Source organism: Pseudomonas sp. MWU16-30322, assembly GCF_020515535.1.
GTDB lineage: Bacteria > Pseudomonadota > Gammaproteobacteria > Pseudomonadales > Pseudomonadaceae > Aquipseudomonas > Aquipseudomonas fluorescens_H.
On the sequence record NZ_JAIWYL010000009.1, the window covers coordinates 127034 to 153095 of the forward strand.

Sequence of the window (26062 nt, forward strand, 5' to 3'; positions counted from 1 at the left end):
GCTTACTTGTTGCCCAGGATCGAGTCGAGGTTATCCATCATCTGGCCTTTCTCCTGAATCGGCGCCAGTTTGAAGAACATCTGCTGCATGCCCTGAATCATCTGCAAATACTCCATCTTGCCCAGCGCAATCATGTCCTTTTTATTGGGTGAGCAAACAAACTCGCTGGTGCGCTGCACCCAGAACTCCTTCGGCTGCTGCCATTGGTCGTTAACTTTGAGGTTGCGCATCATGTAAGCGATGCGATCAACCGACTGGCCATTGAGCATTCGAACCTTGTTCGTCGAACACTGAACTTCGAGGTTGTAGGCATCGATCATCGGTTTGCCGGGTTCCTCATACACCAGCGTCACGGCGACCAACTTGGCCCCCTTGGTCTGCTTCGACGGCACGACTGAAGTGCTGTCGGCGACATACATGATGTTCTTGTGGGGAACGCCGTTGCCGTAAATGATCCACCAGTCACCGACGAGCTTCGGCTCCTCTGCCAAGGCTGAACTGGTAGCGGTCAGGAGTGCGGTCAGTAGAACAACGGATTGATTGAGTTTGAAAAACGACGACATGGTGTTGCTCCATTCCTTGGCGCTTTTGTAATGCACAAAAACAGAATGGAAATTTAGTGGTGAGGTTGGGCGCGGGGCAATTAGGGCGGATGTGCTAATGGCTTATTGCAATGTCCGTTTCAGTCTGGGGACGGTAAGGGGGCAAGTACTTCTTGCCCCCTTTCATAACGATATCAGGCCGCTAGTTCCGGGCTGAAACTGCTGGATGTCAGACGAGTGATCGCGATTCCCAGTGCCTGATCATCGAATAACTTGTTTTTACGCACCGCAGCTCCTGACCCACCGTCCCAGTTCTTCAGTGCTTTACGTACCGCAGGAACGGTTGGAGCAATCCTTTCCCGAATCAGCAACCAATCAACGGTGGCCAGCAACTCCATGCCGAAAGGTGACTCAAAACCGTCGATCAATTCAGCCGTTCGCTCTAAAGCCTGGGAGTATTCCTTGGCTTCAGTCTTGAGGTAGGTTTGCAAAAAGGCTTTGCGATCTTGATCAAACCAAATGACATCGGTGATTCCTGCATCACTGATGCGCTTGTCGCAATGTAGATAGCTGCCATCCAGATTGTTGAGCAGATGCTCCAATCGATTGGCATACGGACCGAATTTATGAGCGACAAATTTGAGGTTTAGCGGATTCTCGGTACCTGGAATTTTCTCGATGGCACGCTCAAGAAACCAAGCCAGTTTCTGAATTTCGAGCAGGCTGCATTCCATGCCCAGAACCCAATAACGCCGGACCAACTCAGCAATCAGTGCGCGTGCCGGAGTGAGTTGCTCAACACCATCGCGCTTAGCGACATTCAGATACTGATTAGAGGGTTCGAACACTAATACATCGACATCCAGGTCACCCAGCACTTCTATAATCTGCTCGCGTACTTCAGGCCACTTCAAACCGCCGTTACCAGCACCGAGAGGTGGGACGGCGACAGATTTCACGTCGTTCTCAAGCAGAAACCGACGCAGATCATGCAAGCCTTCAGTTATCCACGCCATTTGCGACGGTGAACGCCAATGGCGTTTGGTAGGGAAGTTCACGATCCAGCGTGGGCCATCGAGTTCATTGGTGGCCGTCACGTGCATCTTGCCGGTTTCTACTTCCCCGGCCTTACATGCCGCTGCATACACGCGGTAATTTTGCGCAAAGCGCTCTTTGAACATCAGCGCGATGCCCTTACCCATCACGCCCACGGTATTCACCGTATTGACGAGGGCCTCGGTTTTGGCTTCCAGCAGGTTGCCTTGGGTGAATCTGATCATTGGAAATACCATTTGGGGCGCGCATGAACCGGCAACGTCAGGCCTCTGGCGGCAACGTCTGCTTCTATGCGTACTTTCATTGCATCGGTGTGGCACATGATGCCCAGTAGTCCCGTAATCGGTAAGTGATGGTGGATCAGAGCCTCAGCCTGATAACGCTCCATTTTTCGAGGGTCATCAGGGTCGCGCTTGAAGTCGCGCTGTTGAAGGATAGACCAATCGATCTGGTCGAGATTCGCCAGATCGCTGTAATAGTTTGTCCAGCTCGGATAGGCGTGCGCGTTTGTGAAGACAAACGGTAGGCCGAGCTCTTCAACGCGATAGAGGCTTGAGACCAGAATCACGATCTCGTCGTTGCTGCGTTGCTGAACACTCCAGCCAGAGTGAATGTTCTGCATCATCACCGAGAAGGGCGTGAAATAGAAGGGCACGTAGTCGGCCAAAACACCTTCGGGAGCGATGGGCACCTGACGGGAACGGCGCTTGTCGATCAAATCGACGTTACCGATATTCACGTATTGAGGTGCCTGTGCTTCCGAGTTTGCGCAATGCAGACCGTTGTCCAGAATCCAGGGCAGGTTATCGCGGTGGACGATACGCCAAATCAGAGCTTTCTCTGGATTCAGGTTGGTGTAGATCATTGATAAAACATTCTCTGGTTCACGCTGGTCTGCACATTAACATCGGCCGCCTGCAATTTAGCTACGCAAAGTGCATCGACTTCTTCGCTGGGGGTGAAGATTTTGAAGAAGGCATCAGGTTTAACAACCCCCGGTGCGAGACACTCTGCCATGCAGATGCTTTTGCAATGAGGGTCCAGATAATCGCGACTGCTCATGACATCCCACTCGATGGCTTCGAAACCCTGTTCGTAATCAAGTAGCTGTATTGAGTCGCCTGCTAACGGGTGGCGTGGAATGACTTTCCAGCCGTATTGCTTGGCTGTTGATCTGTAGACCGAGATCAACACAAATTGGGCCTCTGGCCTGTTGCGCTGTACGCTTCCGTCAAATGGATTCTTCGCAAACCAGTGGAAGGGAACGTAGTTGTCGAGCTGCAGAGTCTGCCGCTTTTTCAGGATTTCAGCATCTGCGACGTCTTTGAAACCCGAGAGGCCGGCGCGAGGTTTCAAGCCCTCCCTGAAAATTCCATCCAGGTTTTCAACTGAAGTGAGATGGTAGAGAAGCTTCTGATCCTTGATGCTCTTAACGTCCGACATAGTGGTCTCCTTGACCTGCACATCAACCTAAGCTGGATTCAGTCCCGACCTTGCCCCGCGCTGATGTAACCCTCGATCCGTGGGGGTTGGTAGAACAGTTGGTGTGATTCTAGTGTGCCATCACTTTTAGCCACAAGCTCAACGTGGAAATTGGTTAGCAGGATCCGTCAGCAAGACCTTTGATCTCACTCTTCATCAAAGTAATCGCGGTCCAGCGTCGGCAGCCGCAACAAACGCGATGTCACGCCCACCTCATGATCCATCATCAGATGCACCAGCCGCGTACCGTCTACCAGCACAATTCCGTCCACCGATTTGGCAAAGTCGACAGCGTGCGCTGTGAAGCCCGACGTAGTGATGAAAACGCCGCGCTTGGCTTTTTGCCCCGCGAGCGCTCCGTAGAACGCCTGTAGTTCAGGCCGGCCAACCGTGTTCTGCCAGCGCTTGGCCTGAACGTAAACTTTTTCCAGCCCCAATTTATCGAGCGCGATAATGCCGTCGATACCCGCATCACCGGAACCGCCGACACGTTGCAGATCATTACGACTGGCGCCGTAACCCAGGCGATGAAGCACATCCAGCACGATCACTTCGAAGCGGTTGGGGCTGACTTGCAGCAAGTTATCCAAAAGGTCGGCCGCCGTGGCATCGCGCAATTCTTTTAGCGCTCGCTCCAGTCGGTCGTCGGGGCTTTCGGTGGCGGAGGCCAGATCTGGCTCAACGTTTGGTTGGTCATCCAGTGGCTCGGCATCAGGCGCGACTTTCAGCTTCACATTCATGTAGCCGATTGCTAAATGCTCCACATCCTTGGCCGACAGCGGAAATGCATGCTCCTTGGCGTACTGCACACCTGCATCAGTCAACTTCCAATAACCGCGTTTGGCACTGCTCGAAAGACCGGCACGCTTGAGACGGTCGTGTGCCCAGCCTGACCGGTTCTTGTAGGTGAACTGCCCACTCGCGAGCTGTTCTTCACGCTGTGTCTCGGCTCATTTGTATGCCGAATGGCTGAATAGAGCATTTTTTAGCGGGCATTAAAAAGCCGGCTTGTGGCCGGCTTCTCGGGGACTGGCTTGGTTTATTTTTGGTAAACCGCGCCAGCCTTCAAAACGTACACCCGGATCTGCGTCCGGCTGTGGGACTTGGTCAGACGTTGGTCTGCCGCGTCAGGCGTCATCTGGGCCGCGGGAGCGGGGCGATGCGCAAATGTGGGGCGCAGGATACTGAGTTTTGTTGGGGATTCCCAGTCTCAACTGCGGAATAGAGCCACTGCGGCGGTCGATATTTGTAATTTGTACTGATTTTCGGGGCCTCTTCGCGAGCAGGCTCGCTCCCACAGGGTTTGGTGCAGGGTTGAAGATCCGTATCCGATCAGAGAAACGGCACCACCGGCCGGCGTTTGCCCAGAGTCGACCACCAGAATACCCAGCCCAGAATGTGTATCCGTTGCTCATCGATCTGCGCCGCGCGAAAGATTTCGTCCGGGTATTCGGCGCTGTTGTGGCTGCGCAGGCGCAGGGCGTTGCCGGGCATGCGGTGCAGGTATTTGATGCGCAGCATGCCGTCGTGTTCGATGGCGTAGATTTCGCCGTCGACCACCTGGGTCAGGCCGCGGTCGATGCCGATGATCGAGCCGTCTTCGATGCGCTCGGCCATGCTGTTGCCGATCATGTGTGCGCAGATGGCGTCGCCGGGGCGGATTTCCAGTTGGGCGAGGTGGGCGCGGGGCAGGCGGACGGTATGTTCGGGGTCGAGAATGACGTGGGTTTTGTCGGCGCCGGCGCTGAGCGGTGTTTCCTTGAAAAACGGCAGTTCGATGTCGTTGGGGTCGATGATCGAATAGACGCCGTTGACGGACTGCGCGTCAAAGATGTCGCCGTTGCTGGCAGGGGTGTGCAGGCGGGGTGATTCCTTGGTGCCTTCGCCGGTTTTCAGCCACTCGCTGTTGACCGAGAGCAGGCGTGAGACTTCCTCCATGCGATACGCCGGGACGCCCCGGGTGTACCAGTTATGAATATTTTGGGCTTCCGTGCCCCAGAACTTTGCGAATCCCGTGGTGGTGATGTTCGCTGCTTCCAGGAGTGCCTTGAATCTTGGACCGCTAGTGTTCTTTCTCATAAACACGGAGTCTACGGCCGTGCTAGAGCGGTTTGAATAAACTGGGTGTTCAAAAAGCGGCTGTATTTTGCGACTGGATGTAAGACGTGCTTGTGGGAAATTACACGCCTTAAAACTTTTCTGTAGTCCGTCGTAAACACGCTGTTTAAGACGACTTTTCCCAGGCACAAAAAACCCCGGATCAACCGGGGTTTTCTTCAAGCGTCATGCAGCAAGCAGGCGCTTAGCCCTTGTAGGCAGCAACCGACTTGGTGATCGCAGCGCGAGCGGCGTCAGCGCCGTCCCAGCCTTCGATCTTGACCCATTTGCCTTTTTCGAGATCTTTGTAGTTTGCAAAGAAGTGCTCGATCTGCTGGATCAGCAGCGGTGGCAGGTCGGTGTATTCCTTCACGTCGACGTACAGCTGGGACAGCTTGTCGTGTGGGACTGCGATGACTTTGGCATCGCCGCCGCCGTCGTCGGTCATGTTCAGGATGCCGACTGGACGCGCGCGGATCACCGAGCCTGGAGCAACCGGGTAAGGGGTCACAACCAGCACGTCGAGGGGATCACCGTCGTCAGCCAGGGTGTTCGGGATGTAACCGTAGTTGGCCGGGTAGAACATTGGGGTGGCCATGAAACGGTCAACGAACAGGCAATCGCTGTCTTTGTCGATTTCGTATTTGATCGGCGCGTGGTTGGCCGGGATCTCGATCGCGACGTAGATGTCGTTCGGCAGGTCTTTGCCAGCCGGAATCTTGCTGTAGCTCATTGGGCGTTGCCCCCGTAGTTGACCAAAAACACTTGGCCGGATTGACCAAAAAGTGGCGGCGATTATAGGCATATTCCTAAGCCGACGCCACGTACCAGAAGTCGTGCAGCGCTTACTCGTGCGCCTGATAGACCGGGTCTGTGGCCTGAAGTTGCCGCAGCCTGCCCAACGGATCCTGCCGGTAGAAAAGCTGCAGCTGCAAGTAGACCTGTGGATAAGCCGCGTACAGCAGATCCGGGGCGCTGAAGAAGTATTCGCTGGTGACCGCGAAGAACTCCGCCGGGTTCTCGGCGGCGTAGGGGTCGATGGCGGTTTCGGCATCGGGGTTGCGGTCGAGCTGGCGGTTGAGGTCATCGTAAGCGTGTTGCATGACCTCGGCCCAGTCGCTGACGCGCATGTCGGCGTGCAGCGGTGGCAGGCCGTTGGCGTCGCCATTGAGCATGTCGAGTTTGTGCGCCAGTTCGTGGATCACCAGGTTGTAGCCTTCCCAGCCCCCACTGGCCATCACGCCCGGCCAGGCGAGGATGATCGGCCCCTGTTGCCAGGCTTCGCCGCTGTGCTCGCCGTCCCACTCGTGCTCGACCCCGCTGGCATCGCGATGCCGTTGCGGGCTGAGGAAGTCATCGGGGTAGAGGACGATTTCGTGGAAACCCTGATACCAGTTCAAATCGCCCAGATTGAGCAACGGCAACTGGGCCTGGGCGGCGAGCAGCAGGCGTTGTTCCTGATGCAGTTCGACACCGGGCAGGGCGGTCAGGTGTTTTTCTTCGAGGAACAGGACGCTGGCTTCACGCAGCCACTGGTCTTCGGCGGCGCTGATGCCGTCGAGAAAGCTCAGGTGATGGCGCACCCGTTGCCACATCTCGTCGGCAATCGGGTGCCTGGCCAGAATGCGCCGGCGACGCCAGGCGCTCAGTGACCACATCGGATCAGCGGGTTTCGGCTTTGGCGCCGCCGAAACGGCTGCGCACCACACCGATGATCATCGGCACCAGCGACAGCAGGATGATGCCGACCACCAGCAGCGACAGGTTCTTCTTGATGAACGGCACGTTGCCGAAGAAGTAACCCAGGGTCACCAGGCCGCCGACCCAGAGGATGGTGCCGAACACGCTGAAAGCGAAGAAGCGCGGGTACGGCATTTTCCCGACGCCGGCGACGAACGGGGCAAACGTGCGGATGATTGGCAGGAAACGCGCCAGAGTCACGGTTTTACCACCGTGCTTGTCGTAGAAATCGTGGGTTTTCTGCAGGTAGTCGCGACGGAAGATTTTCGAGTTCGGGTTGCTGAAGAGTTTTTCACCCGCGGTTCGTCCAATCACATAGTTGGTGCTGTCGCCAAGGATCGCCGCGAGCATCAGCAGACCGCCCAACAGCACCGGATCCATGCCACCGCCCGCAGCAACGGCACCGGCGATGAACAACAGCGAATCGCCCGGCAGGAATGGCATCACCACCAGACCGGTTTCACAGAAGATGACAGCGAACAGAATCGCGTAGATCCACGGCCCGTAGTTGGTTACCAGCAAATCGAGATACACGTCGAGATGCAGGATAAGGTCGAGCGGGTTGAAATCCATGGGGGCACCTGTGGTGATGGCCTGACTCGGCAAGCCTGTGCGGATGATTCGGGTGTAAGCCTACAGCGGGGTGTAGTTTTTCTTACAAGCCGGAAAGCTCGGGATTATACGGGCTGAGAGGTGAAAAGCGCGTTGGTTTTGTAGCGAGGGATGTCGGGGTGTGAACAAATGTCAGGCAGGCATTGATGGTGGCGGCAAGGTTGATGTGGCGAGGGAGCTTGCTCCCGCTGGAGGGCGGAGCACTCCCAAGCCTTGATTTGCCTGACCTGTTGAGATGACTGAGGTGGGGCCGCTTCGCAGCCCGGCGGGAGCAAGCTCCCTCGCCACAACAGGCCCTTGATGAGTGCTAGAGCTCGTCGCTGATCGGCAGCACGTAGTTCTTGAACTCGGTGTCTTCCTTGAAGCCGATCGACTCGTAGGTCTTCTGCGCCACTTCGTTATTGCTGCTGGTGGAAACGCGCATGCGCACGGCCTGGGTTTCCTTGGCCATTTTCTTCGCGGTGCGGATCAGGTTGTCGGCCACCAGTTGGCGGCGGGCGTCTTCGGCGACATAGATGTCGTTGAGGATCCACACGCGCTTGAGCGACAGCGAGGAAAAGCTTGGATACAGCTGACAGAAACCCATCAGTTTCTTGTCGTCATCATCGGCCAGGGCCAGATAAATCACCGATTCCTTGCGGCGCAGGCGTTTTTCGAGAAACGCGCGGGAGGAATCCGGGTAAGGCAGGGAACCGTAGAACTCGCGATATTTGACGAACAACGGGGTCAGCAAATCCAGGTGTTCGAGGGTCGCTTGAATAATCCGCATGATAGGTCTCGTCTTCAAGTGGCTGTCTTCAACTGCTCTGACGGCGATGGGAAACCCTGCGGCCGTGCATCGATCCTGCCTTAAAGCAGCGCAGAAACGCAATGCGGAAACGGTTCAGGTTGTGGGCGGATCGAGTAGGAAGTTTCCCTTAATGTCCGCACCTGCGTCCGACTCCAGCGTCTGAACCTGTGCTTCGTCCTTCAGATTGACCCCCGACAGCTGCCGCCGACAGGCTTCGCGCATCAGATACAGCAAGCGATGTGCCGCCATCCCGTAACTCAAACCTTCAAGCCGCACGTTGGAGATGCAATTGCGGTAGGCATCGGTCAGCCCGATCTTTGGATTGTAGGTGAAATATAACCCCAGGCTGTCGGGCGAGCTGAGGCCCGGGCGCTCTCCGATCAGCATTACGAGCATTTTCGCGCCGAGCAACTGGCCGATTTCGTCACCGACGGCAACGCGGCCCTGTTCCACCAGCACCACCGGGGCAACCGACCAGCCGTCGCCGGCCATTTGTTCCTCCAGACGGCCGAGAAACGGCAGGGTATGCCGATGCACTGCCAGTGCCGACAAACCGTCCGCCACGACAATCGCCAGATCGACGCCGCCAGGGTGCGCCGCAGCGTAATCACGCAGGGTCTGTGCCGATGCGTCGCTGAGCTTGCGCCCCAGATCCGGCCGTTGCAGATAGCTGTTGCGATCCGTTGCCGCGCTGTGCAGCAACAGGCTCTCGCGCCCGCGTTCGCGCAGTTGCGCACTGAGTCCGGCATGATCGAACGGCAGATGCACCGCATCCCTTGCCTGAGCGTGGGCGAACTGGAAATCCAGCTGGGAGCTGGTCGGCAGGCTGGTGCCGGTGCGGCCGAGGGCGATGCGCGCCGGGGTCAGGCGGCGCAGCTCCAGCCATGGGTTTTGCGGGTCGACAGGCGGTTTTTCCATAACACTCATCCCAGTTGCGCCAGCGCCTGGCGGAAAGCCGGCGGCAGGTTGTTGCCAAAGCGAACCTTGCCGTCCGCCTGGGTGAAGATGCCCATGTTCGCCAGCCATTGCTCGAACTCCGGCGCCGGTTTCAGGCCCAGGGTCTGGCGCGCGTAGAGCGCGTCGTGAAACGAGGTGGTCTGGTAGTTGAGCATGATGTCGTCGGAGCCGGGAATGCCCATGATGAAGTTGATCCCGGCCACACCGAGCAGGGTCAGCAGGGTGTCCATGTCGTCCTGATCGGCTTCGGCATGGTTGGTGTAGCAGATGTCGCAGCCCATCGGCACGCCGAGCAACTTGCCGCAGAAATGATCTTCGAGGCCGGCGCGGATGATCTGTTTGCCGTTATAGAGGTATTCCGGGCCGATGAAGCCGACCACGGTATTCACCAGAAACGGCTTGAAATGCCGCGCCACGGCGTAGGCCCGGGTTTCGCAGGTTTGTTGGTCGACACCATGGTGGGCGTTGGCCGACAACGCGCTGCCCTGACCGGTCTCGAAATACATCAGGTTCTGCCCCAGAGTGCCGCGTTTCAGGCTCAGCCCGGCGTCATAGCCTTCCTGCAAGACATTGAGGTTGATGCCGAAACTGGCATTGGCCGCTTCAGTGCCGGCGATCGACTGAAACACCAGATCCAGCGGCACACCACGGTTGATCGCCTCGATCGAAGTGGTGACGTGGGTCAGCACGCAGGCTTGGGTCGGGATGTCGTAGCGCTGGATGATCGCGTCGAGCATTTCCAGCATCGCGCAGATCGAGGCGATGCTGTCGGTGGCCGGGTTGATCCCGATCATCGCGTCGCCGTTGCCGTACAGCAGGCCGTCGAGAATGCTCGCGGCGATGCCGGACGGTTCGTCGGTTGGATGGTTCGGTTGCAGACGGGTCGACAGGCGCCCGCGCAGGCCGAGGGTGCCGCGAAACCTGGTGACCACGCGGATCTTCTGCGCCACCAGCACCAGATCCTGCACGCGCATGATCTTCGATACGGCGGCGACCATTTCCGGGGTCAGACCGGGGGCGAGGGCGCGCAGGCTGGTTTTGTCAGCGGCGTCGCTGAGCAGCCAGTCGCGGAAGCCGCCGACGGTGAGGTGGCTGACCACGGTAAAGGCTTGTTTGTCGTGGGTGTCGATGATCAGTCGGGTGACTTCATCGGTTTCGTAGGGAATCAGCGCTTCCTGTAGGAAGTGCGTGAGCGGGATGTCGGCCAGCGCCATTTGTGCGGCCACGCGTTCGCCGTCGTTGAGCGCGGCGACGCCAGCCAGAAAGTCCCCGGAGCGCGCCGGGCTGGCCTTGGCCATGACGTCCTTGAGGCTGTCGAAACGGTAGGTCTGGGCGCCGACGGAATGGGCAAATGCGGCCATGGGGCGGTGTCCTCCTGATTCTGTGGGTAACTCGGTCTCCCTGTGGGAGCGGGCTTGCTCGCGAAGGCGTCGTGTCAGACGACATCGATGTTGGATGACACGACGCCTTCGCGAGCAAGCCCGCTCCCACAGGGGGATTTTCATGCACTTCTATATAGCGGGCATCGGGCGATGAGCCCGGTGCCGGTGCAACTAGATACCTTCGAGCATAGCGTCTGCCGGGGCTTCGGCGCGTTGCCTGGCGGTCAGCTGGAAGTACAGATAGCCAGCGGCCATGAAACCCAGGAACACACAACCGATCAGCGTGTTGAACCACGCCATCGCCACCAGGCACACCACCGCCAGAAACAGCGCAATCGCCGGCACCAGCGGGTAGCCCGGGGCGCGGAAAGTGCGTTCCAGGTTCGGTTCGGTTTTGCGCAGTTTGAACAGGCTGAGCATGCTGATGATGTACATCACGATCGCGCCGAACACCGACATGGTGATCATCGCTGCAGTCAGGGTCATGCCTTGCAGATTGACCAGACCGTCGCTGTAGATCGCCGCGATGCCGATCACCCCACCGGCCAGAATCGCCCGGTGCGGGGTCTGGAAGCGTGACAGCTTGGCCAGGCTTTTCGGCAGGTAACCGGCGCGGGCGAGGGCGAAGAACTGTCGCGAGTAGCCGAGGATGATCCCGTGGAAACTCGCCACCAGACCGAACAGGCCGATCCACACCAGCATGTGCATCCACGATGAGTTGTTGCCGACCACCGCTTTCATCGCCTGTGGCAGCGGGTCATTGATGTTCGACAGTTGACGCCAGTCGCCGACGCCGCCGGCCATCACCATCACACCGATGGCGAGAAACACCAGGGTCAGGATGCCGCTGACGTAGGCCTTGGGAATCGTGCGTTTCGGGTCCTTGGCTTCTTCGGCGGCCATGGCGGCGCCTTCGATGGCGAGGAAGAACCAGATGGCAAACGGGATCGCGGCAAAGATTCCGGGGATCGAGCCCAGGGTGAACTCGTTGGACCCCGACCAGCCGTTGAGCACGAAGTTGCTGAAGCTGAAGCCCGGCGCGACCACGCCCATGAACACCAGCAGTTCGGCGACCGCCAGTACGGTGACCACCAGTTCGAAGGTGGCGGCGATGCTGACGCCGAGGATGTTCAGGGTCATGAACACGAAGTAAGCGCCGACCGCGGCGATTTTCGGATCGAGCCCCGGATATTGCACGTTGAGGTAGGCGCCGATGGCCATGGCGATGGCCGGTGGGGCAAAGACGAATTCGATCAGCGTGGCGATCCCGGCGATCAACCCGCCTTTTTCGCCGAACGCCCGGCGACTGTAGGCAAACGGCCCGCCCGCGTGGGGAATCGCGGTGGTCAGTTCGGTGAAGCTGAAGATGAAGCAGGTATACATGGTCGCGACCATCAGCGCCGTGACCAGAAATCCGAGGGTGCCGGCCGTGCCCCAGCCGTAACTCCAGCCGAAGTATTCGCCGGAAATCACCAGGCCGACGGCAATGCCCCACAGATGCAGGGTGCCGAGTGTGGGTTTGAGCTGTGTGGTGGAAGTCATAAGTCCTCTCTGTTTTTTATTGTTCGATCTGTTGGACTTTCGGGTGCAGTGGTTGGGTGGATGGATGCTGTTCACGCAGCGGCAGTTTTCGCGCAAATCCTGAATGACGGGTACGCAAGGGCCGTGCCAGAGCGGCCAGACCTATTGTTGTGTCATTGAGGGCGCCTTCGCGAGCAAGCCCGCTCCCACAAGGGATTTGTGCCGAACCCAACATCCCCTGTGGGAGCGGGCTTGCTCGCGAAGGCGATTGAACAGGCAACACAGAATCATCTGTGTTGCCCAGGGTTTTAGAAGAAGCCCAACGGATTGATGTCGTAGCTCACCAGCAGGTTTTTGGTCTGCTGATAGTGATCGAGCATCATCTTGTGGGTTTCACGGCCGACGCCGGACTTCTTGTACCCGCCGAACGCGGCGTGCGCCGGGTACAGGTGGTAGCAGTTGGTCCACACACGACCGGCCTTGATCGCGCGGCCCATGCGGTAGGCGCGGTTGATGTCGCGGGTCCACAGGCCGGCACCGAGGCCGAACTCGGTGTCGTTGGCGATCGCCAGGGCTTCGGCTTCGTCCTTGAAGGTGGTGATGCTCACCACCGGGCCGAAGATTTCTTCCTGGAACACGCGCATTTTGTTGGTGCCCTTGAGCAGGGTTGGCTGGATGTAATAGCCGGTCGCCAGATTGCCCTCGAGTTTTTCCACCTTGCCGCCGGTCAGCAACTCGGCGCCTTCGCCCTTGGCGATTTCCAGGTACGAAAGAATCTTGTCGAATTGCTGCTCGGACGCCTGCGCGCCAACCATGGTGTCGGTGTCCAGCGGGTCGCCACGTTTGATCTGCAGGACTTTCTTCATCACGACGGCCATGAATTCGTCGTAGATCGACTCCTGCACCAGTGCGCGGGACGGGCAGGTGCAGACTTCACCCTGGTTGAAGAACGCCAGCACCAGGCCTTCTGCGGCTTTCTCGATGAAAGTCGGCTCGGCCTGCATGATGTCTTCGAAGAAGATGTTCGGCGACTTGCCGCCCAGTTCCACGGTGGACGGAATGATGTTCTCGGCCGCGCACTTCATGATGTGCGAGCCGACCGGGGTCGAGCCGGTGAAGGCGATCTTGGCGATACGTTTACTGGTGGCCAGCGCTTCGCCGGCCTCTTTGCCGAAGCCTTGCACCACGTTGAGCACACCCGGTGGCAGCAGATCACCGATCAGCTCCATCAGCACGCAGATGCCCAGCGGAGTCTGCTCGGCAGGTTTGAGCACCACGCAGTTACCGGCGGCCAGTGCCGGAGCGAGTTTCCACGCGGCCATCAGCAGCGGGAAGTTCCACGGGATGATCTGGCCGACCACGCCCAGCGGCTCATGGATGTGATAGGCCACGGTGTTGCCGTCGATTTCGGCAGCGCTGCCTTCCTGCGCGCGCAGGCAACCGGCGAAGTAGCGGAAATGGTCGGCCGCCAGCGGGATGTCGGCGTTGAGGGTTTCGCGGATGGCTTTGCCGTTGTCCCAGGTTTCGGTGATCGCCAGCAGTTCGAGGTTCTGTTCGATGCGGTCGGCGATTTTCAGCAGGATCAGCGAGCGCGCCTGCACGGAGGTCGCGCCCCACGCATCGGCAGCGGCGTGGGCGGCGTCCAGTGCCTTGTCGATGTCTTCGGCAGTGGAGCGCGGAAATTCGGCAATCGGTTGGCCATTCACTGGCGAGGTGTTGGTGAAGTACTGACCTTTGACAGGCGCGACGAACTCGCCGCCGATGTAGTTACCGTACTTGCTCTTGAACGAGACTTTGGCGCCTTCAGTACCGGGGTGAGCGTAACGCATGATTTGTTCTCCTTGGCTTTGTACTTATTAGAGAAACGCGCAAGTGCGCTTGCTATAAGCGTAGAGCAAAGGTCGGGCCACTGCCGTGCAGGGCAGGCAAATCAAGGCCTTGCGTGGTTTGTGTCGGACGGGCGGACGGCGCCTGTGATGGTTTCGGTACAGATCGGGTGACAGTTTGTACCGCTTTTGGCACAGCCTGTGACCGGGTGGTCTTGCCAGCATTGCAATGCGCCGATGGCTGGAGGATGCTGACTGCCAATCGCCCGGCGGTTGATTTTTGTGGCGAGGGAGCTTGCTCCCGCCGGGCTGCGCAGCAGTCCTGAAATGTTTACCGCTCATATACTTTGGCGAGCGCTTCGCACTCGAGCGGGAGCAAGCTCCCTCGCCACAGGTCAGTGTTGGTAGTCTGGAAGGGTCGACCTTTCGGGGAGAATAATAAGAAATGCACGACAACCATTTGAGTCGCCATGCCCAACAGGTGCTCACCGTCACTCAGGGCAAGCCGCACCTGCACGGGCCCGGTGCCGACCCTTCGATTGCCCGTTCGTGGCTGCGCTGTCTTGAGGACTATCACCTCGATCCGGCCCTGACCATGGCGCCCACCGTGCTTGAGCACGGACGCGTGCTCGAAAGTCGTGAACGCCTGCAACAGGTGCTGCAGATCGCCGGCAATGAAATGAGCAGCCTGCATCAGCAGTTGTCCGGCGCCGGTCATGCGGTGCTGCTGACCGATGCGCGCGGGGTGATCCTCAACTGCGTCACCGCACCTGCCGAGCGCAAGATTTTCGAACGGGCCGGGCTCTGGCTCGGCGCCGACTGGAGCGAGGCCTGCGAAGGCACCAACGGCATTGGCACCTGCCTGGTCGAACGGCAGGCGCTGACCATCCATCAGGACGAACACTTTCGCGGCCGCCACACCGGCCTGACCTGCTCGGCGAGCCCGGTGTTCGACCCGCACGGCGAACTGCTGGCGGTGCTCGACGTGTCCTCGGCGCGCCATGACGTTTCGCGGCAGAGCCAGTTCCACACCATGGCGCTGGTCAATCTGTCGGCGAAGATGATCGAGAGCTGCTATTTCCTGCGTTGCTTCGATAATCAGTGGCTGCTGCGTTTCCATCTTCAGGCCGAATCGGTCGGGCTGTTCAGTGAAGGGCTGCTGGCGTTTGACGGGGAAGGGCGGATCAGCGCGGTCAACCAGAGTGCGCTGAACCTGCTGGGGCATATTCGCGGTGGTTTGCTCGGCAAACCGGTGGAAGCGTTTTTCGATTGTTCGCTGGATGAGCTGCTCGGTCGTGCCAGCGCCAATGCCAGCGCCAGTTGGCCACTGCGCACCCGCGACGGGCGGCATCTGTTTGCCTTGTTGCGCGGCGAATCACGCAAGCCGCTGCCGATCACCCCGGCCCCAGTGGTGGCCAAGGCTCAGCCACTGGCGGGCATTTGCCTCGGTGACGCAACGCTGCAAGCGGATTTCCGCAAGGCGTTGCGAGTATTCGAACGCGACGTGCCGCTGCTGATCAATGGCGAAACCGGCTCGGGCAAGGAAGCCTTTGCCAAGGCTGTGCATCACGCCAGCCAGCGCGGCAACAAAGCCTTCGTCGCCCTCAACTGCGCGGCGATCCCCGAAAGCCTGATCGAGAGCGAACTGTTCGGTTATCGCGGCGGAAGTTTCACCGGTGCGCGCAAGGACGGCATGCGCGGCAAGCTGCAGCAGGCCGATGGCGGTACTCTGTTTTTGGATGAAATCGGTGACATGCCGCTGGCGCTGCAAACCCGTTTGTTGCGGGTACTGGAAGACCGGCAGGTGGTGCCGATCGGCGGCGAGCCGGAAGCGGTCAACGTGCGGATCATCAGCGCCACTCACCGTAATTTGCTGGAGCGGGTGGCGGACGGCAGTTTCCGCGAAGATCTGTATTACCGGCTCAATGGCCTGGAGGTCGCGTTGCCGGCGTTGCGTGAGCGCAGCGACAAGTCGCAGTTGCTGGATTTCCTGCTGGCCGAGGAGGCGGATGGCGAAGTGATTGTGATCGACGAACCGGCGCGTCAGGCGTTACTGACCTTCAACTGGCCGGGCAACGTGCGGCAGTTGCGCAATGTGCTGCGCACATTGGCGGCGTTGTGCGATGAGGGGCGGATCGGGCTGGAGGATTTGCCGGTGATGATTCGGCAGGCGCGGCCGACGCTGGAGCTGAAGTCGGTTGAGTCCGAGCATCCGCTGGAAGACGCTGAACGTGTGGCGCTACTCAATGCGCTGGAACAGACACGTTGGCATATGACCCAGACCGCGCAGCAGCTTGGGGTCAGCCGCAACACCCTCTATAGAAAGCTGCGTAAGCACGCGATCTCCCGTTAAACCGCGTCGCGCCATTCGCGAGCAAGCCCGCTCCCACAGGATTAGCGCCATCCTTGTGGGAGCGGGCTTGTTCGCGAAGGCGTCGGTGCAGGCGAAACACAAGGTGCGATTTCCCCCTCCCTGCGCTAACCTGCGGCCATGTTTTACGAGGTCGACTATGCACATTCATATTCTGGGTATCTGCGGGACTTTCATGGGCTCGATGGCGGTTCTGGCCAAAGAGCTGGGCCATCACGTGACCGGCTCCGACGCCAACGTCTATCCGCCGATGAGCACGCAGCTTGAGGCCCAGGGCATTCAGCTGACCCAAGGCTACGATCCGGCCCAGCTCGATCCGGCGCCGGATCTGGTGGTGATCGGCAATGCCATGTCCCGCGGCAACCCGGCGGTGGAATATGTGCTGAACAAAGGTCTGCCGTACGTTTCCGGCCCGCAATGGCTGGCCGATCACGTGCTGCAAGGGCGCTGGGTGCTGGCAGTTGCCGGTACGCACGGCAAGACCACCACCAGCAGCATGCTCGCCTGGGTGCTGGAACACGCCGGCATGAGCCCGGGGTTCCTGATCGGCGGGGTGCCGCAGAACTTCTCGGTGTCGGCGCGGTTGGGCGGTACGCCGTTCTTCGTGATCGAGGCCGATGAGTACGACAGCGCGTTCTTCGACAAGCGTTCGAAGTTCGTCCACTACCGTCCGCGCACCGCGATCCTCAATAACCTTGAGTTCGATCACGCCGACATCTTCCCCGATCTGCCGGCGATCGAGCGGCAGTTCCACCACCTGGTCCGCACTATCCCGAGCGAAGGTCTGGTGATCCACCCGACCACCGAGCCTGCCCTGCAGCGTGTGATCGAAATGGGCTGCTGGACCCCGGTGCAAACCACCGGCGTCGGCGGTCAGTGGCAGGTCAGGTTGCTCAAGGACGATGGTTCGGCGTTCGAAGTGATGTTCGAGGGCGTGTCCCAGGGCACTGTCGAATGGGAGCTGACCGGTCAGCACAACGTCGCCAACGCCTTGGCTGCGCTGGCAGCGGCGCGGCATGTCGGTGTGGTGCCGTCGATGGGCATCGCCGGGTTGAGCGCATTCAAGAACGTCAAACGCCGGATGGAGAAAGTCGCCGAAGTGCGCGGCATCACCATCTACGACGACTTCGCCCACCACCCGACCGCCATTGCCACCACCCTCGATGGCTTGCGCAAGCGCATCGGCGACGCCCCGCTGATCGCGATCATCGAGCCGCGCTCCAACTCGATGAAGCTTGGCGCGCACCGTGACGGTCTGCCGGACAGCGTGGTCGATGCCGATCAGGTGATCTGGTACGCCCCGGCCAATCTCGGTTGGGATCTGGCAGCCACCGCCGCACTGTGCAGCGTGCCGTCGATTGTCAGCGACTCGCTGGAAGGCATCATCGAGCGCGTTAAGAGTCAGGCTCAGCCTGGCACTCACGTGGTGATCATGAGCAACGGCGGCTTCGGCGGCCTGCACGGCAAACTCGCCGAGGCGCTGCAATGAACACTTTTTCCCAGAACGGCGGCCCAGAACGCATCACGCTGGCGATGACCGGCGCGTCCGGCGCGCAGTACGGTTTGCGCCTGCTCGATTGTCTGGTGCGTGAAGATCGCGAAGTGCACTTCCTGATCTCCAAGGCCGCACAACTGGTGATGGCCACCGAAACCGATGTCACGCTGCCGCCCAAGCCGCAGATGATGCAGGCGTTCCTCACCGAATACACCGGGGCGGCCGCCGGGCAGATCCGCGTGTACGGCAAGGAAGACTGGATGTCGCCGGTAGCCTCGGGCTCCGGCGCGCCGGCGGCGATGGTCGTGGTGCCGTGTTCCACGGGTACCTTGTCGGCGATTGCGACGGGCGCGTGCAACAACCTGATCGAGCGCGCGGCGGACGTCACCTTGAAGGAACGTCGCCAGTTGATTCTGGTGCCACGCGAAGCGCCGTATTCGAGCATTCATCTGGAGCACATGCTCAAGCTGTCGAACATGGGCGTGACCATCCTGCCGGCCTCGCCGGGTTTCTATCACCAGCCGCAGACCATCGACGACCTGATCGATTTCGTCGTTGCGCGGATTCTCAATCTGCTGGGTATTCCACAGGACATGCTGCCGCGCTGGGGCGAACATCATCTGAGCAGCGATGAATAAGCTGCTGGCAATGATGCTGGCCCTGCAACTGGCCGGCTGCGCCACCGCGCGCACGCTGGATGCCGCCAAGCCGGGGGCGCCGGTGGTGTATTCCGGGACGCGCCTGGATTTGTATGCGATGAATGGCGGGTGTTGTGCGATGGACCGGTTCGGGGCTGAGGCGCCGAGCTATCCGGGGGTGGATCTGCCGGCCAGTGCGTTGCTCGATACGCTGTTGTTGCCGTTGTCTTTGCTGACCGTGATTGGCGTGGGATTTCAGGCGACTGGCGGGTTGTAGGGGAGCGCTGCGCACTCCTGTGGCGAGGGAGCTTGCTCCCGCTGGGCTGCGAAGCGGCCCCAAAACCCCGCGACTAAATCCTTCAGATACACCGCATCTTTCAGGGTTGGCGACTGCTACGCAGTCGAGCGGGAGCAAGCTCCCTCGCCACAAAGTCCCGCTGTTATTTGCCGAGCTTGCGCAACTCATCCGACTCGACTATCCGCACCCCGTCCTGTTCTTCCAGCGCCAGACGCCACATCGCCCGGGCCAGTTGGCAAGCTTCGATGCCGCGGTACTTGCCGGGAATCAGCTTGGAAAACGGCGCCGCAAGCTGTTCGCCCAGGCGCGGTTCGCTGCGATCTCCCAGCAATAGCGATGGCCGGCAGATGGTCAGTTGCGGCCAGTCCTGAGCGCGCAATGCCTGCTCCATCTCGCCTTTGACCCGGTTGTAGAAAATCGACGATTTCGGATCGGCGCCCAGCGCACTGATCACGATCAAGTGCCGCGCACCCATCTCCCGTGCGCGTTTGGCGAAGGCCACGACCATGTCCAGATCCACCGCGCGGAACGCGGCTTCGGAACCGGCCTGTTTGATCGTGGTGCCGAGGCAGCAATAGGCGATATCGACGCGTCCGCTCAGTTGCGGCAGAAAGGTCTGGGGGTCGCCCACCGGGTTTTCCAGGTGCGGATGTTCCGCCAGCGGCCGGCGGGACGGCGCGAGCACGCGGGTGATCGTCGGCTCGTTGAGCAAACGGTCGAGCAGATGCTCACCGGTCAGTCCGGTGGCTCCGGCAAGCAAAACGTGCTGAGGCGTCAAGTACATAGTGTTTCTCCCTTGATACTGTTCAGCTTAGTTGCTGTTTGTTGCGCCGTCGTTCAATGCAGCACTCTGCAACGCTTTTCTCGCTTGCTGTTTACGCAGCAGTTGCCAGTGCGCCAGTACGGTTTTCGGTGCCCAGATCTGCGGCTCCGAGGCTTCGAAGTTGTCCGCCAGTTCGCGCTCGGCGACGGTGGCCTTGGCCAGTTTGAACGCCTGCTCCAGATCGTCCGTCTGGTTCAGGGCCTGAGCGAACAAGGCGTCGCCGAAGTAGGTGAAGTTGGCTTCTTCCGAGCAACCGAACGACACGCGGTCGGCGCGCGAGGCGGTCATGATCAGGGTGCGCTCATCTTTCAGCGCGGGGATGAAACCGCCGGAATAGCACGAGGAAATCACGATCACCTTGTCGCGATTTTTCAGCGGGGCCAGCACCGTGGCAAGTTCGTCGGCGGGCAGGTCGGCCAGCTCCATGCGCGGCTGGTCGAGCACCAGTTCGTGTTCGGCGGTGCCGTGGCTGGTCAGGTAGATGAACACCAGGTCTTCCGGGCCGCTGCGCTCGGCCAGGGTCTGCGCGGCGCGGCGCAGGTTTTCGCGCGTGGCCATCGGTCGGTCGGTGAGATGATCGCGATGGTTCACCAGGCGGATTTGTCCATAGGCGCCAAACCGCGTGGAGAGCATGTTGGCGACATAATCTGACTCGCGCAGGAACACGCTTTGCTTGCCGTCGCCACCGAGGGTCAGGGTGTACAACTCCACCGCAGGCGTTGAGGCGGGCACGGCGGCCAGCGCCTCGTCCAGCAGACGACCCTGGGCCAGCAGGCCGAGTTCGAGGGTGTCGGGCAGCAGCTTGCCGTCGGCGTCACGTACGCGCTGACCATTGATCCAGGTGCCGCTGAGGACGGTGCCGTCGGTCAGCACCAGAGTGCCGCGTCCCGCGTAGCTGTCGCTGTCGAATTCGCCGATGTAGAAACTGCCGTCGGCCAGGTTCAAACGGCCCTGTCCGCTGAAGCGCCAGTCGTTGAAGTAGCCGACGTAATGGCTGCCGTCGGCACCGATCAGTTCACCCTTGCCGGTCAGTGCGCCTTCCTTGAACTGGCCGAGCCATACGTCGCCGTCGGCGTTTTCATAGCGGCCCTTGCCGTGCAGCTGGCTGTTCTTGAAGCCGCCGACATAGATGTCGCCATCGGCACTGTTGAAGGTGCCATTGCCTTCGAGCTGGCCGTTGACGAAATGGCCGCTGAAGGTATTGCCGCTAGAGTCGCCGCGCTGGCCTTCGCCGTTGGGTTTGCCATGGGCGAACTGGCCCTGATAGGAGCTGCCGTCGTCCATTTCCAGACGGCCGAGGCCGGAATACTGGTCAGCCTTGAACTCGCCACGGTAGGTCATGGCGTTTTCTTTCAGCGTGCCTTCGCCATCGCGGCGGCCCTGCTTGAAACCGCCGGTGTAACTGCTGGCGTTGGTGGTCAGGCTGCCCTGACCGTCGAACAGCCCCTGCTGGAACTGGCCGCGATAGACCTCGCCATTGCTGCCGTGCCACTCGCCCTGACCATGCCACTGACCCTTGTCGAACTGGCCGGCGTACCAGCTGCCGTTGGGGTAGTCGACGCGACCCTGACCTTGCAGTAAACCGTTGACCAGTTCGCCGCGATAGCGTCCGCCATCCGGCAGCCGTGCATCCGGGGGCAACAGCGATTCGCCGTCGCCGCAAGCGGTGAGCATCAGGGTCAGGGCAATGGGTGCAAGAGAAGCGAGTGGGCGCATAGCGGGATCCGGGCAATTAGGCGACCGAGTATGCCGCAGCTATGTGTCGCATATATAGAGAGGGAACGCGAAACAGCGTGAGCCGCTTCGCATCCGGGGCACTTAGACGAAGCAGAGCGACAGCGGTTCGGCGATGTAGGCCGGTTTGTCCGAGCCTTCTATCTCCAGTGTCGCGGTGGCCTTGAGCAGCCATTGACCGGGTTTTTTCTCGGTCACTTCGGCCAGATCGACTTTCAGGCGAACTTTCGAATTGACCTTCACCGGCTGGATGAAACGTACGCTGTCCAGGCCGTAATTGACCACCATCTTCAGGCCTTGCGGCAGCACGAGGATGTCTTCCATCAGTTTCGGGATCAGCGACAGCGACAGGAAACCGTGAGCAATGGTGCTGCCGAAAGGCGTTTGCGCGGCTTTGACCGGATCGACATGGATGAACTGATAATCCCCGGTGGCTTCGGCGAACAGGTTGATGCGCTCCTGATCGATGGTGAGCCATTCGGAACGTCCGAGTTCCTTGCCGACATAATCTTTGAGCTCTGCAACTGGAACATAGGGCATTGAGACTCTCCTTGGGTTCATCGGTTTTATAGTTTTTCAGGTGGGGGATTTGACCGCCCTGCGAACCACTGTAGATCAACATGGCGATTTGCTCCGGTCAACCGACCATGCTTTTGGCGAATGCCGATGCATAGCGCCGGCGTGCTTATAATGCGGGGCGCTTTTTCACAGGGGATGTCGGATGTTGTTACGTGGCCTGACCATGCTGGTGCTGTTCCAATTGCTCGGCACCGCGCTCAACCACTTGCTGCTGCCGGTGCTGCCGGGGCCGATCATCGGCCTGCTGCTGTTGCTGGTGTTCCTGATCATTCGCGGCGAAGTCGCTGAACCGCTGAACCTTGCTGCCGGCAGCCTGCTGCGCTATCTGCCGTTGCTGCTGGTGCCACCGGCGGTGGGCGTGATGGTGTATGCCTCGGCGATTGCCGCCGACTTCTGGGCGATTGTCGGTGCGCTGGTGCTGTCGCTGATTCTGTCGATGGCGTTCGCCGGGGTGCTGATGCAACGGCTGGTCAAGCGCCATGCGCCACACTCGGAGGAGTCGTGATGCTCTTCGATTGGCAAGGGGCCTGGGCTTCGGTCATCCATCATCCGCTGTTCGGCATCGGCATCACCCTCGGTGCCTATCAACTGGTGCTGGCGGCGTTCGAGAAAACCCGCTGGATCTTTCTGCAACCGGTGCTGGTCTCCATGCTGTTGGTGATCGGCGTGCTGGTCGGCTGTGGCCTGACTTACGCCGAGTACCGCAAAAGCACCGAGATCCTCAGCATTCTGCTGGGCCCGGCCACGGTGGCACTGGCGGTGCCGCTGTATCTGAACCTCAAACGCATCCGCCAATTGTTCTGGCCGATTTTTACTACGCTGGTGATAGGCGGGGTGGTTGCCACCGGCATGGGGGTTTTGCTGGGATGGTGGTTCGGTGCCGATCATATGATCCTGATGACCATGGCGCCGAAGTCGGTGACCTCACCGATTGCGATGCTGGTGGCCGAGCAGATCGGTGGCGTCGCGGCGCTGGCTGCGGTGTTCGTGCTGATCACCGGGGTGATCGGGGCGATCTTCGGCCCGGCCATGCTGACCCGGCTCGGTGTCCACAGCCCCGAGGCGCGCGGCATGGCGCTGGGCATGACTGCACACGCGGTCGGCACCTCGGTGGCGTTGCAGGAAAGTGATGAGTGCGGCGCCTTCGCGGCGCTGGCGATGAGTCTGATGGGCGTGGCCACGGCGGTGTTCCTGCCGTTGGCGGTGTCGATGGTGGTCTAAGGAAATGTCTATGAGTCTGCCGCTTTTTCCGCTCAACACAGTGCTGTTTCCCGGCTGCAACCTCGACTTGCAGATCTTCGAGGCGCGCTACCTGGACATGATCGGCCGCTGTATGAAACAGGGCGGCGGTTTCGGCGTGGTGTGCATCCTTGACGGCCACGAGGTCGGTGTTGCGCCAGAAGGCTTTGCCCTGGTCGGCTGCGAGGCGCGGATCACCGATTTCCAGCAACAGGACAATGGTCTGCTGGGGATTCGCGTGCAGGGTGGGCGGCGTTTTCAGGTGCTGCACACTGAAGTGCAGCGTGATCAGTTGATACTCGCCGACGTCGAGTGGCTGGACGATGAGCCGGAGCAACCGCTGCAGGACGAAGACGCCGATCTGGTGGCGCTGCTCAAGGCCTTGGCCGAACACCCGATGGTCGAGGCTTTGAACATGGGCACTGAGGCGTTGGGCCAGCAGTCACTGGCCAATCAACTGGCGTATCTGCTGCCGTTCGCCGAAGAGGACAAGATCGACCTGCTGCAACTCGACGATCCGCAGCAGCGGCTGGATGCGATCCAGGCGCTGCTTGATGAACTGCAGGGCGAGTTGTTCGCCTGAGCGTCAGTAGGCGTAGCGCAGCATCGTATGCGGCAAATGCCGCAGAACGAAGAAGCCGAACAGCGCGACCAGTGCCGGCAGCACCAGCCACCAGACTTTCTGCGGCATGGGTTCGAGCGGCGTGTTGCGCTGGCTCAGCCACAAGGCCGCAGCGCAGACGCACGCTGCCAGCATCGCCCCAGCCAGAATATCGGTCGGCCAGTGCGCGCCCAGATACACCCGTGACAGCGCAATCGCCATGGCCGGAATACAGCCGAGCAGCAGCCACGTCAGGCGCATGCGCGGCGGTTGTCCGCGTCCGGCCAGGACGGCGAGGGTCAGGAACAACGCAAACGACCCTGACGCATGGCCGCTGGGCATGCTGAAACTGGTCAGCGGTTCGGTCAGAACTTCCGGTCGAACACGAGCGAAGAATTGTTTGGTCGCGGTGTTTGCCAGCGCCGTGAACAGCAGTGTGCCGCCGACGAAAATAGCCTGTCGCCATTGCTTGCACAGCAACAGCAGGCCGGTCAGCAATGCACTGAACACGAACATGTTGCGGAACTCACCGATCAGCGTGAAGGTGACCGCAATTTCATCCAGCACGGGTTGACGGTGCTCCTGCACCAGCGTCATCACACCCTGATCGAGCGCACTCAGATACGGATAGCCGACGAACAGGCCGAGCAGAATCAACAGACTCATGCTGCTGACCCACAGCGTGGCGCGGCGATGCTGACGCAGGCTGCTATTGACGCTCAGGCCGACCATCACCGCGATACTGCCGGCGACGATCCCGGCTTGCAGCCAGAAACCTTCCGGTAATGGCAGGCGGATTGCCGCGCCGGTGGCCCAACCCGGCAGCAGGTAGGCGACGCTCCAGCCGGCAGCGGCCAGCAGGCTGACGGCGGCGAAGCGTGGGAAGGGCATGTCGCACATGCCGGCGACCATCGGCAGCATTGGCCGCAGCGGGCCAATGAAACGGCCGACCAGCAGGCTGGCAATGCCGTAACGCTGGAAGTAGGTTTCGGCCCCGGCCATCCATTCCGGGTGATGGCGCAGGCCGGGCAAACGGCGGATGTTCTGGTGGAAATGACGGCCCAGGTAATACGACACCGCATCGCCCAGAATCCCGCCGAGAAAGCCCAGCAGCAAGGTTTCACTCAGCGACAGTGCGCCGCTGCCGGCCAGTACGGCCACGGCAAACAACAGCACAGTGCCGGGCACGATAATTCCGGCAATCGCCAGACACTCCACGAATGCGACGATAAACACCGCAGCGGCCAGCCACTGCGGATTGGCGGCGAGCCACCCGGTCACGCTATCGAGCCATGGGCCCATACAAGCAACTCCATCAAATCTTCAATTGGCCCCAAAGGGTGCAGGCTACTTTCAACAGCACTCAGTTCCCCTGTGGGAGCGGGCTTGCTCGCGAATGCGCTGTGTCATTCAACTTATCCGCTCCTGACACGGCCCCTTCGCGAGCAAGCCCGCTCCCACAGGGGGATTTCATCTATTTCAAATCCGTCACTTCAGGACAGCAAAAAATAATCGCGACCTTCGACCTGGCCCCGGCGCAGCGGGTTCCGTGTGCACCACTGGGCGTACGTGGCGTCGACGAAGCGGTACATCAGGTGTTCGTCGCGGCCATGGGGGATGCCCAGGCGGGTGGTCTGGATAATCTGGGTCGGCGCAGGCCCGGTGTCTTCCACCAGTATCCGTTCATGATCGAAACGCTTGGCGTCCCACATCGGTACTTTCAGGCCCAGCGCTTTGCACAGCAGCGTCTGTCCGGCGCAAAGCTTTTGTGAAGGGCGCGGCCGACCCTGAGTGTCAGGGTTGTTCAGCAGCATCTGCGCCAGACTCGCCTGCCCGCTGATTTCATCGACCCAAGGGTAGGCGGACTTGATCAGCACCGCGTTGCCTGGCCCCTTGGCGCTGAAGTTCAGCGAATCGCCGCCCCGGGCGTAGTACATATAGATGTGCCCACCGTCCAGAAACAAAGCCTTACGCTTTTCCGTATAACCGAGCGACGCATGACTGCCTTTTTCCGCGCAGTAATAGGCTTCGGTTTCGATGATCCGGGCGCTGAGCCACAGATCGCCGACCCGGTGGCGGATGACTTTGCCGAGCAGATCGCGGGCCAGCACTTGAGCGTCACGGTCGAAAAAAGCGTCCGGAAGGCCCAGTGGCAGGCGCTCGGCGGTGGCGCGAACGGTCAGGTTGGACATGGCAAACGAGGTTTATCCAGGCGGAAGAGGTCGTGATGATAGCAATCCGAGGCTTAATTACGGCTGAACGTCGGCAAATTGCAGTCC

Annotated in this window: 26 protein-coding genes and 1 pseudogene; 7 read left to right on the forward strand and 20 right to left on the reverse strand. The window is 60.2% G+C overall.

The window, feature by feature from the left end:
* Positions 1 to 2 precede the first annotated feature (2 nt).
* The 15 genes and pseudogenes from LCH64_RS19665 to LCH64_RS19730 all read right to left on the reverse strand — a co-directional run bounded on the left by LCH64_RS19665 (position 3) and on the right by LCH64_RS19730 (position 14008).
* Positions 3 to 563 (reverse strand): hypothetical protein, encoded by a 561-nt coding sequence (locus LCH64_RS19665; RefSeq protein ID WP_226501048.1) that lies wholly within the window; start codon positions 561 to 563, stop codon positions 3 to 5.
* A gap of 173 nt (positions 564 to 736) precedes the next feature.
* A complete protein-coding gene (locus LCH64_RS19670) occupies positions 737 to 1822 on the reverse strand; it encodes a macro domain-containing protein (RefSeq protein ID WP_135296644.1) in 1086 nt (361 codons plus the stop codon).
* Positions 1819 to 2463, reverse strand: coding sequence for a DUF4433 domain-containing protein (locus LCH64_RS19675; protein WP_226501049.1), 645 nt, complete (start codon positions 2461 to 2463; stop codon positions 1819 to 1821). Before LCH64_RS19675 ends, LCH64_RS19670 begins: the two co-directional genes overlap by 4 nt.
* Entirely contained in the window at positions 2460 to 3041 is a 582-nt protein-coding gene (locus LCH64_RS19680; protein WP_103522438.1) for a DarT ssDNA thymidine ADP-ribosyltransferase family protein, read from the reverse strand. The genes LCH64_RS19675 and LCH64_RS19680 overlap by 4 nt, the downstream gene beginning before the upstream one ends.
* Before the next feature lie 185 nt (positions 3042 to 3226).
* On the reverse strand, positions 3227 to 3889 hold the full coding sequence (locus tag LCH64_RS19685; RefSeq protein ID WP_346269204.1) for a restriction endonuclease: 663 nt from the start codon (positions 3887 to 3889) through the stop codon (positions 3227 to 3229).
* Positions 3890 to 4015: pseudogene (locus LCH64_RS28310) on the reverse strand (winged helix-turn-helix domain-containing protein); the annotation flags it as partial.
* 397 nt (positions 4016 to 4412) lie between these two features.
* The gene (locus tag LCH64_RS19690; protein ID WP_226501050.1) at positions 4413 to 5159 is read right to left on the reverse strand and encodes a helix-turn-helix transcriptional regulator; all 747 of its coding nucleotides are present in this window, start codon (positions 5157 to 5159) and stop codon (positions 4413 to 4415) included.
* 223 nt (positions 5160 to 5382) lie between these two features.
* The gene (gene ppa / locus LCH64_RS19695) at positions 5383 to 5910 is read right to left on the reverse strand and encodes an inorganic diphosphatase (RefSeq protein ID WP_003228599.1); all 528 of its coding nucleotides are present in this window, start codon (positions 5908 to 5910) and stop codon (positions 5383 to 5385) included.
* A 112-nt stretch (positions 5911 to 6022) separates the two neighbouring features.
* Positions 6023 to 6835, reverse strand: a complete 813-nt coding sequence (locus LCH64_RS19700; protein ID WP_226501051.1) for a zinc-dependent peptidase — start codon at positions 6833 to 6835, stop codon at positions 6023 to 6025.
* A 4-nt stretch (positions 6836 to 6839) separates the two neighbouring features.
* Positions 6840 to 7490 (reverse strand): DedA family protein, encoded by a 651-nt coding sequence (locus tag LCH64_RS19705; protein WP_226501052.1) that lies wholly within the window; start codon positions 7488 to 7490, stop codon positions 6840 to 6842.
* Between the two features lie 346 nt (positions 7491 to 7836).
* Positions 7837 to 8298 carry a GNAT family N-acetyltransferase gene (locus LCH64_RS19710; RefSeq protein ID WP_003228592.1) on the reverse strand — a complete coding sequence of 154 codons (462 nt, stop codon included), beginning with the start codon at positions 8296 to 8298 and terminating at the stop codon, positions 7837 to 7839.
* Positions 8299 to 8412: 114 nt separating this feature from the next.
* Positions 8413 to 9237: an ethanolamine ammonia-lyase subunit EutC gene (gene eutC / locus LCH64_RS19715; protein WP_226501053.1), complete on the reverse strand. Its 825-nt coding sequence runs from the start codon at positions 9235 to 9237 to the stop codon at positions 8413 to 8415.
* 5 nt (positions 9238 to 9242) lie between these two features.
* A complete protein-coding gene (locus LCH64_RS19720) occupies positions 9243 to 10637 on the reverse strand; it encodes an ethanolamine ammonia-lyase subunit EutB (RefSeq protein WP_226501054.1) in 1395 nt (464 codons plus the stop codon).
* A 192-nt stretch (positions 10638 to 10829) separates the two neighbouring features.
* Positions 10830 to 12200, reverse strand: coding sequence for an ethanolamine permease (gene eat, locus LCH64_RS19725; RefSeq protein ID WP_226501055.1), 1371 nt, complete (start codon positions 12198 to 12200; stop codon positions 10830 to 10832).
* A gap of 287 nt (positions 12201 to 12487) precedes the next feature.
* Positions 12488 to 14008, reverse strand: coding sequence for an aldehyde dehydrogenase family protein (locus LCH64_RS19730; protein WP_003228584.1), 1521 nt, complete (start codon positions 14006 to 14008; stop codon positions 12488 to 12490).
* A gap of 442 nt (positions 14009 to 14450) precedes the next feature.
* Between LCH64_RS19730 and LCH64_RS19735 the strand changes: the two genes are divergently transcribed.
* The 4 genes from LCH64_RS19735 (at position 14451) to LCH64_RS19750 (ending at position 18786) form a co-directional block, all read left to right on the forward strand.
* Entirely contained in the window at positions 14451 to 16358 is a 1908-nt protein-coding gene (locus LCH64_RS19735) for a sigma-54-dependent Fis family transcriptional regulator (protein WP_226501056.1), read from the forward strand.
* A 157-nt stretch (positions 16359 to 16515) separates the two neighbouring features.
* Positions 16516 to 17865: a UDP-N-acetylmuramate:L-alanyl-gamma-D-glutamyl-meso-diaminopimelate ligase gene (mpl, locus tag LCH64_RS19740; RefSeq protein ID WP_226501057.1), complete on the forward strand. Its 1350-nt coding sequence runs from the start codon at positions 16516 to 16518 to the stop codon at positions 17863 to 17865.
* Positions 17862 to 18509 carry a flavin prenyltransferase UbiX gene (ubiX, locus tag LCH64_RS19745; protein ID WP_003228582.1) on the forward strand — a complete coding sequence of 216 codons (648 nt, stop codon included), beginning with the start codon at positions 17862 to 17864 and terminating at the stop codon, positions 18507 to 18509. The genes mpl and ubiX overlap by 4 nt, the downstream gene beginning before the upstream one ends.
* Positions 18502 to 18786 carry a YceK/YidQ family lipoprotein gene (locus tag LCH64_RS19750; RefSeq protein WP_226501058.1) on the forward strand — a complete coding sequence of 95 codons (285 nt, stop codon included), beginning with the start codon at positions 18502 to 18504 and terminating at the stop codon, positions 18784 to 18786. The genes ubiX and LCH64_RS19750 overlap by 8 nt, the downstream gene beginning before the upstream one ends.
* A gap of 163 nt (positions 18787 to 18949) precedes the next feature.
* Here the strand turns inward: LCH64_RS19750 and LCH64_RS19755 are convergent, their stop codons facing one another.
* From LCH64_RS19755 to LCH64_RS19765, 3 genes are all read right to left on the reverse strand, one after another.
* Entirely contained in the window at positions 18950 to 19591 is a 642-nt protein-coding gene (locus LCH64_RS19755; RefSeq protein ID WP_003228578.1) for an oxidoreductase, read from the reverse strand.
* Positions 19592 to 19618: 27 nt separating this feature from the next.
* Positions 19619 to 21346: a C13 family peptidase gene (locus tag LCH64_RS19760; protein ID WP_003228577.1), complete on the reverse strand. Its 1728-nt coding sequence runs from the start codon at positions 21344 to 21346 to the stop codon at positions 19619 to 19621.
* Between the two features lie 102 nt (positions 21347 to 21448).
* Positions 21449 to 21904, reverse strand: coding sequence for a MaoC family dehydratase (locus tag LCH64_RS19765; RefSeq protein WP_003228575.1), 456 nt, complete (start codon positions 21902 to 21904; stop codon positions 21449 to 21451).
* Positions 21905 to 22085: 181 nt separating this feature from the next.
* Here LCH64_RS19765 and LCH64_RS19770 point away from each other — a divergent pair, with 181 nt between their 5' ends.
* The 3 genes from LCH64_RS19770 to LCH64_RS19780 are packed head-to-tail and all read left to right on the forward strand — an operon-like array spanning position 22086 to position 23765.
* On the forward strand, positions 22086 to 22448 hold the full coding sequence (locus tag LCH64_RS19770) for a CidA/LrgA family protein (protein WP_103486260.1): 363 nt from the start codon (positions 22086 to 22088) through the stop codon (positions 22446 to 22448).
* Complete coding sequence (locus LCH64_RS19775; RefSeq protein ID WP_003228570.1) at positions 22448 to 23164, forward strand: LrgB family protein; 717 nt, start codon at positions 22448 to 22450, stop codon at positions 23162 to 23164. The genes LCH64_RS19770 and LCH64_RS19775 overlap by 1 nt, the downstream gene beginning before the upstream one ends.
* 10 nt (positions 23165 to 23174) lie before the next feature.
* Positions 23175 to 23765, forward strand: coding sequence for an LON peptidase substrate-binding domain-containing protein (locus LCH64_RS19780; RefSeq protein WP_003228568.1), 591 nt, complete (start codon positions 23175 to 23177; stop codon positions 23763 to 23765).
* Between the two features lie 3 nt (positions 23766 to 23768).
* Here LCH64_RS19780 and LCH64_RS19785 read toward each other — a convergent pair whose 3' ends face one another.
* Together LCH64_RS19785 and LCH64_RS19790 are read right to left on the reverse strand one after the other, a co-directional pair.
* On the reverse strand, positions 23769 to 25085 hold the full coding sequence (locus LCH64_RS19785) for a bifunctional DedA family/phosphatase PAP2 family protein (RefSeq protein ID WP_226501059.1): 1317 nt from the start codon (positions 25083 to 25085) through the stop codon (positions 23769 to 23771).
* A gap of 191 nt (positions 25086 to 25276) precedes the next feature.
* Positions 25277 to 25975 (reverse strand): DNA-3-methyladenine glycosylase, encoded by a 699-nt coding sequence (locus LCH64_RS19790; RefSeq protein WP_201136487.1) that lies wholly within the window; start codon positions 25973 to 25975, stop codon positions 25277 to 25279.
* Positions 25976 to 26062: the final 87 nt, after the last annotated feature.

Coding starts and splice junctions, on each gene's coding strand:
- LCH64_RS19775 (WP_003228570.1), top strand. CDS start 22,448: ATGCTCTTCGATTGGCAAGGGGCCTGGGCTTCGGTCATCCATCATCCG.
- LCH64_RS19780 (WP_003228568.1), top strand. CDS start 23,175: ATGAGTCTGCCGCTTTTTCCGCTCAACACAGTGCTGTTTCCCGGCTGC.
- LCH64_RS19680 (WP_103522438.1), bottom strand. CDS start 3,041: ATGTCGGACGTTAAGAGCATCAAGGATCAGAAGCTTCTCTACCATCTC.
- LCH64_RS19765 (WP_003228575.1), bottom strand. CDS start 21,904: ATGCCCTATGTTCCAGTTGCAGAGCTCAAAGATTATGTCGGCAAGGAA.
- LCH64_RS19700 (WP_226501051.1), bottom strand. CDS start 6,835: ATGTGGTCACTGAGCGCCTGGCGTCGCCGGCGCATTCTGGCCAGGCAC.
- LCH64_RS19720 (WP_226501054.1), bottom strand. CDS start 10,637: ATGGCCGCATTTGCCCATTCCGTCGGCGCCCAGACCTACCGTTTCGAC.
- LCH64_RS19675 (WP_226501049.1), bottom strand. CDS start 2,463: ATGATCTACACCAACCTGAATCCAGAGAAAGCTCTGATTTGGCGTATC.
- LCH64_RS19750 (WP_226501058.1), top strand. CDS start 18,502: ATGAATAAGCTGCTGGCAATGATGCTGGCCCTGCAACTGGCCGGCTGC.
- LCH64_RS19790 (WP_201136487.1), bottom strand. CDS start 25,975: ATGTCCAACCTGACCGTTCGCGCCACCGCCGAGCGCCTGCCACTGGGC.
- LCH64_RS19785 (WP_226501059.1), bottom strand. CDS start 25,085: ATGGGCCCATGGCTCGATAGCGTGACCGGGTGGCTCGCCGCCAATCCG.
- LCH64_RS19735 (WP_226501056.1), top strand. CDS start 14,451: ATGCACGACAACCATTTGAGTCGCCATGCCCAACAGGTGCTCACCGTC.
- eat (WP_226501055.1), bottom strand. CDS start 12,200: ATGACTTCCACCACACAGCTCAAACCCACACTCGGCACCCTGCATCTG.
- LCH64_RS19770 (WP_103486260.1), top strand. CDS start 22,086: ATGTTGTTACGTGGCCTGACCATGCTGGTGCTGTTCCAATTGCTCGGC.
- LCH64_RS19690 (WP_226501050.1), bottom strand. CDS start 5,159: ATGAGAAAGAACACTAGCGGTCCAAGATTCAAGGCACTCCTGGAAGCA.
- LCH64_RS19755 (WP_003228578.1), bottom strand. CDS start 19,591: ATGTACTTGACGCCTCAGCACGTTTTGCTTGCCGGAGCCACCGGACTG.
- LCH64_RS19705 (WP_226501052.1), bottom strand. CDS start 7,490: ATGGATTTCAACCCGCTCGACCTTATCCTGCATCTCGACGTGTATCTC.
- LCH64_RS19670 (WP_135296644.1), bottom strand. CDS start 1,822: ATGATCAGATTCACCCAAGGCAACCTGCTGGAAGCCAAAACCGAGGCC.
- ubiX (WP_003228582.1), top strand. CDS start 17,862: ATGAACACTTTTTCCCAGAACGGCGGCCCAGAACGCATCACGCTGGCG.
- LCH64_RS19760 (WP_003228577.1), bottom strand. CDS start 21,346: ATGCGCCCACTCGCTTCTCTTGCACCCATTGCCCTGACCCTGATGCTC.
- LCH64_RS19730 (WP_003228584.1), bottom strand. CDS start 14,008: ATGCGTTACGCTCACCCCGGTACTGAAGGCGCCAAAGTCTCGTTCAAG.
- LCH64_RS19710 (WP_003228592.1), bottom strand. CDS start 8,298: ATGCGGATTATTCAAGCGACCCTCGAACACCTGGATTTGCTGACCCCG.
- eutC (WP_226501053.1), bottom strand. CDS start 9,237: ATGGAAAAACCGCCTGTCGACCCGCAAAACCCATGGCTGGAGCTGCGC.
- mpl (WP_226501057.1), top strand. CDS start 16,516: ATGCACATTCATATTCTGGGTATCTGCGGGACTTTCATGGGCTCGATG.
- LCH64_RS19665 (WP_226501048.1), bottom strand. CDS start 563: ATGTCGTCGTTTTTCAAACTCAATCAATCCGTTGTTCTACTGACCGCA.
- ppa (WP_003228599.1), bottom strand. CDS start 5,910: ATGAGCTACAGCAAGATTCCGGCTGGCAAAGACCTGCCGAACGACATC.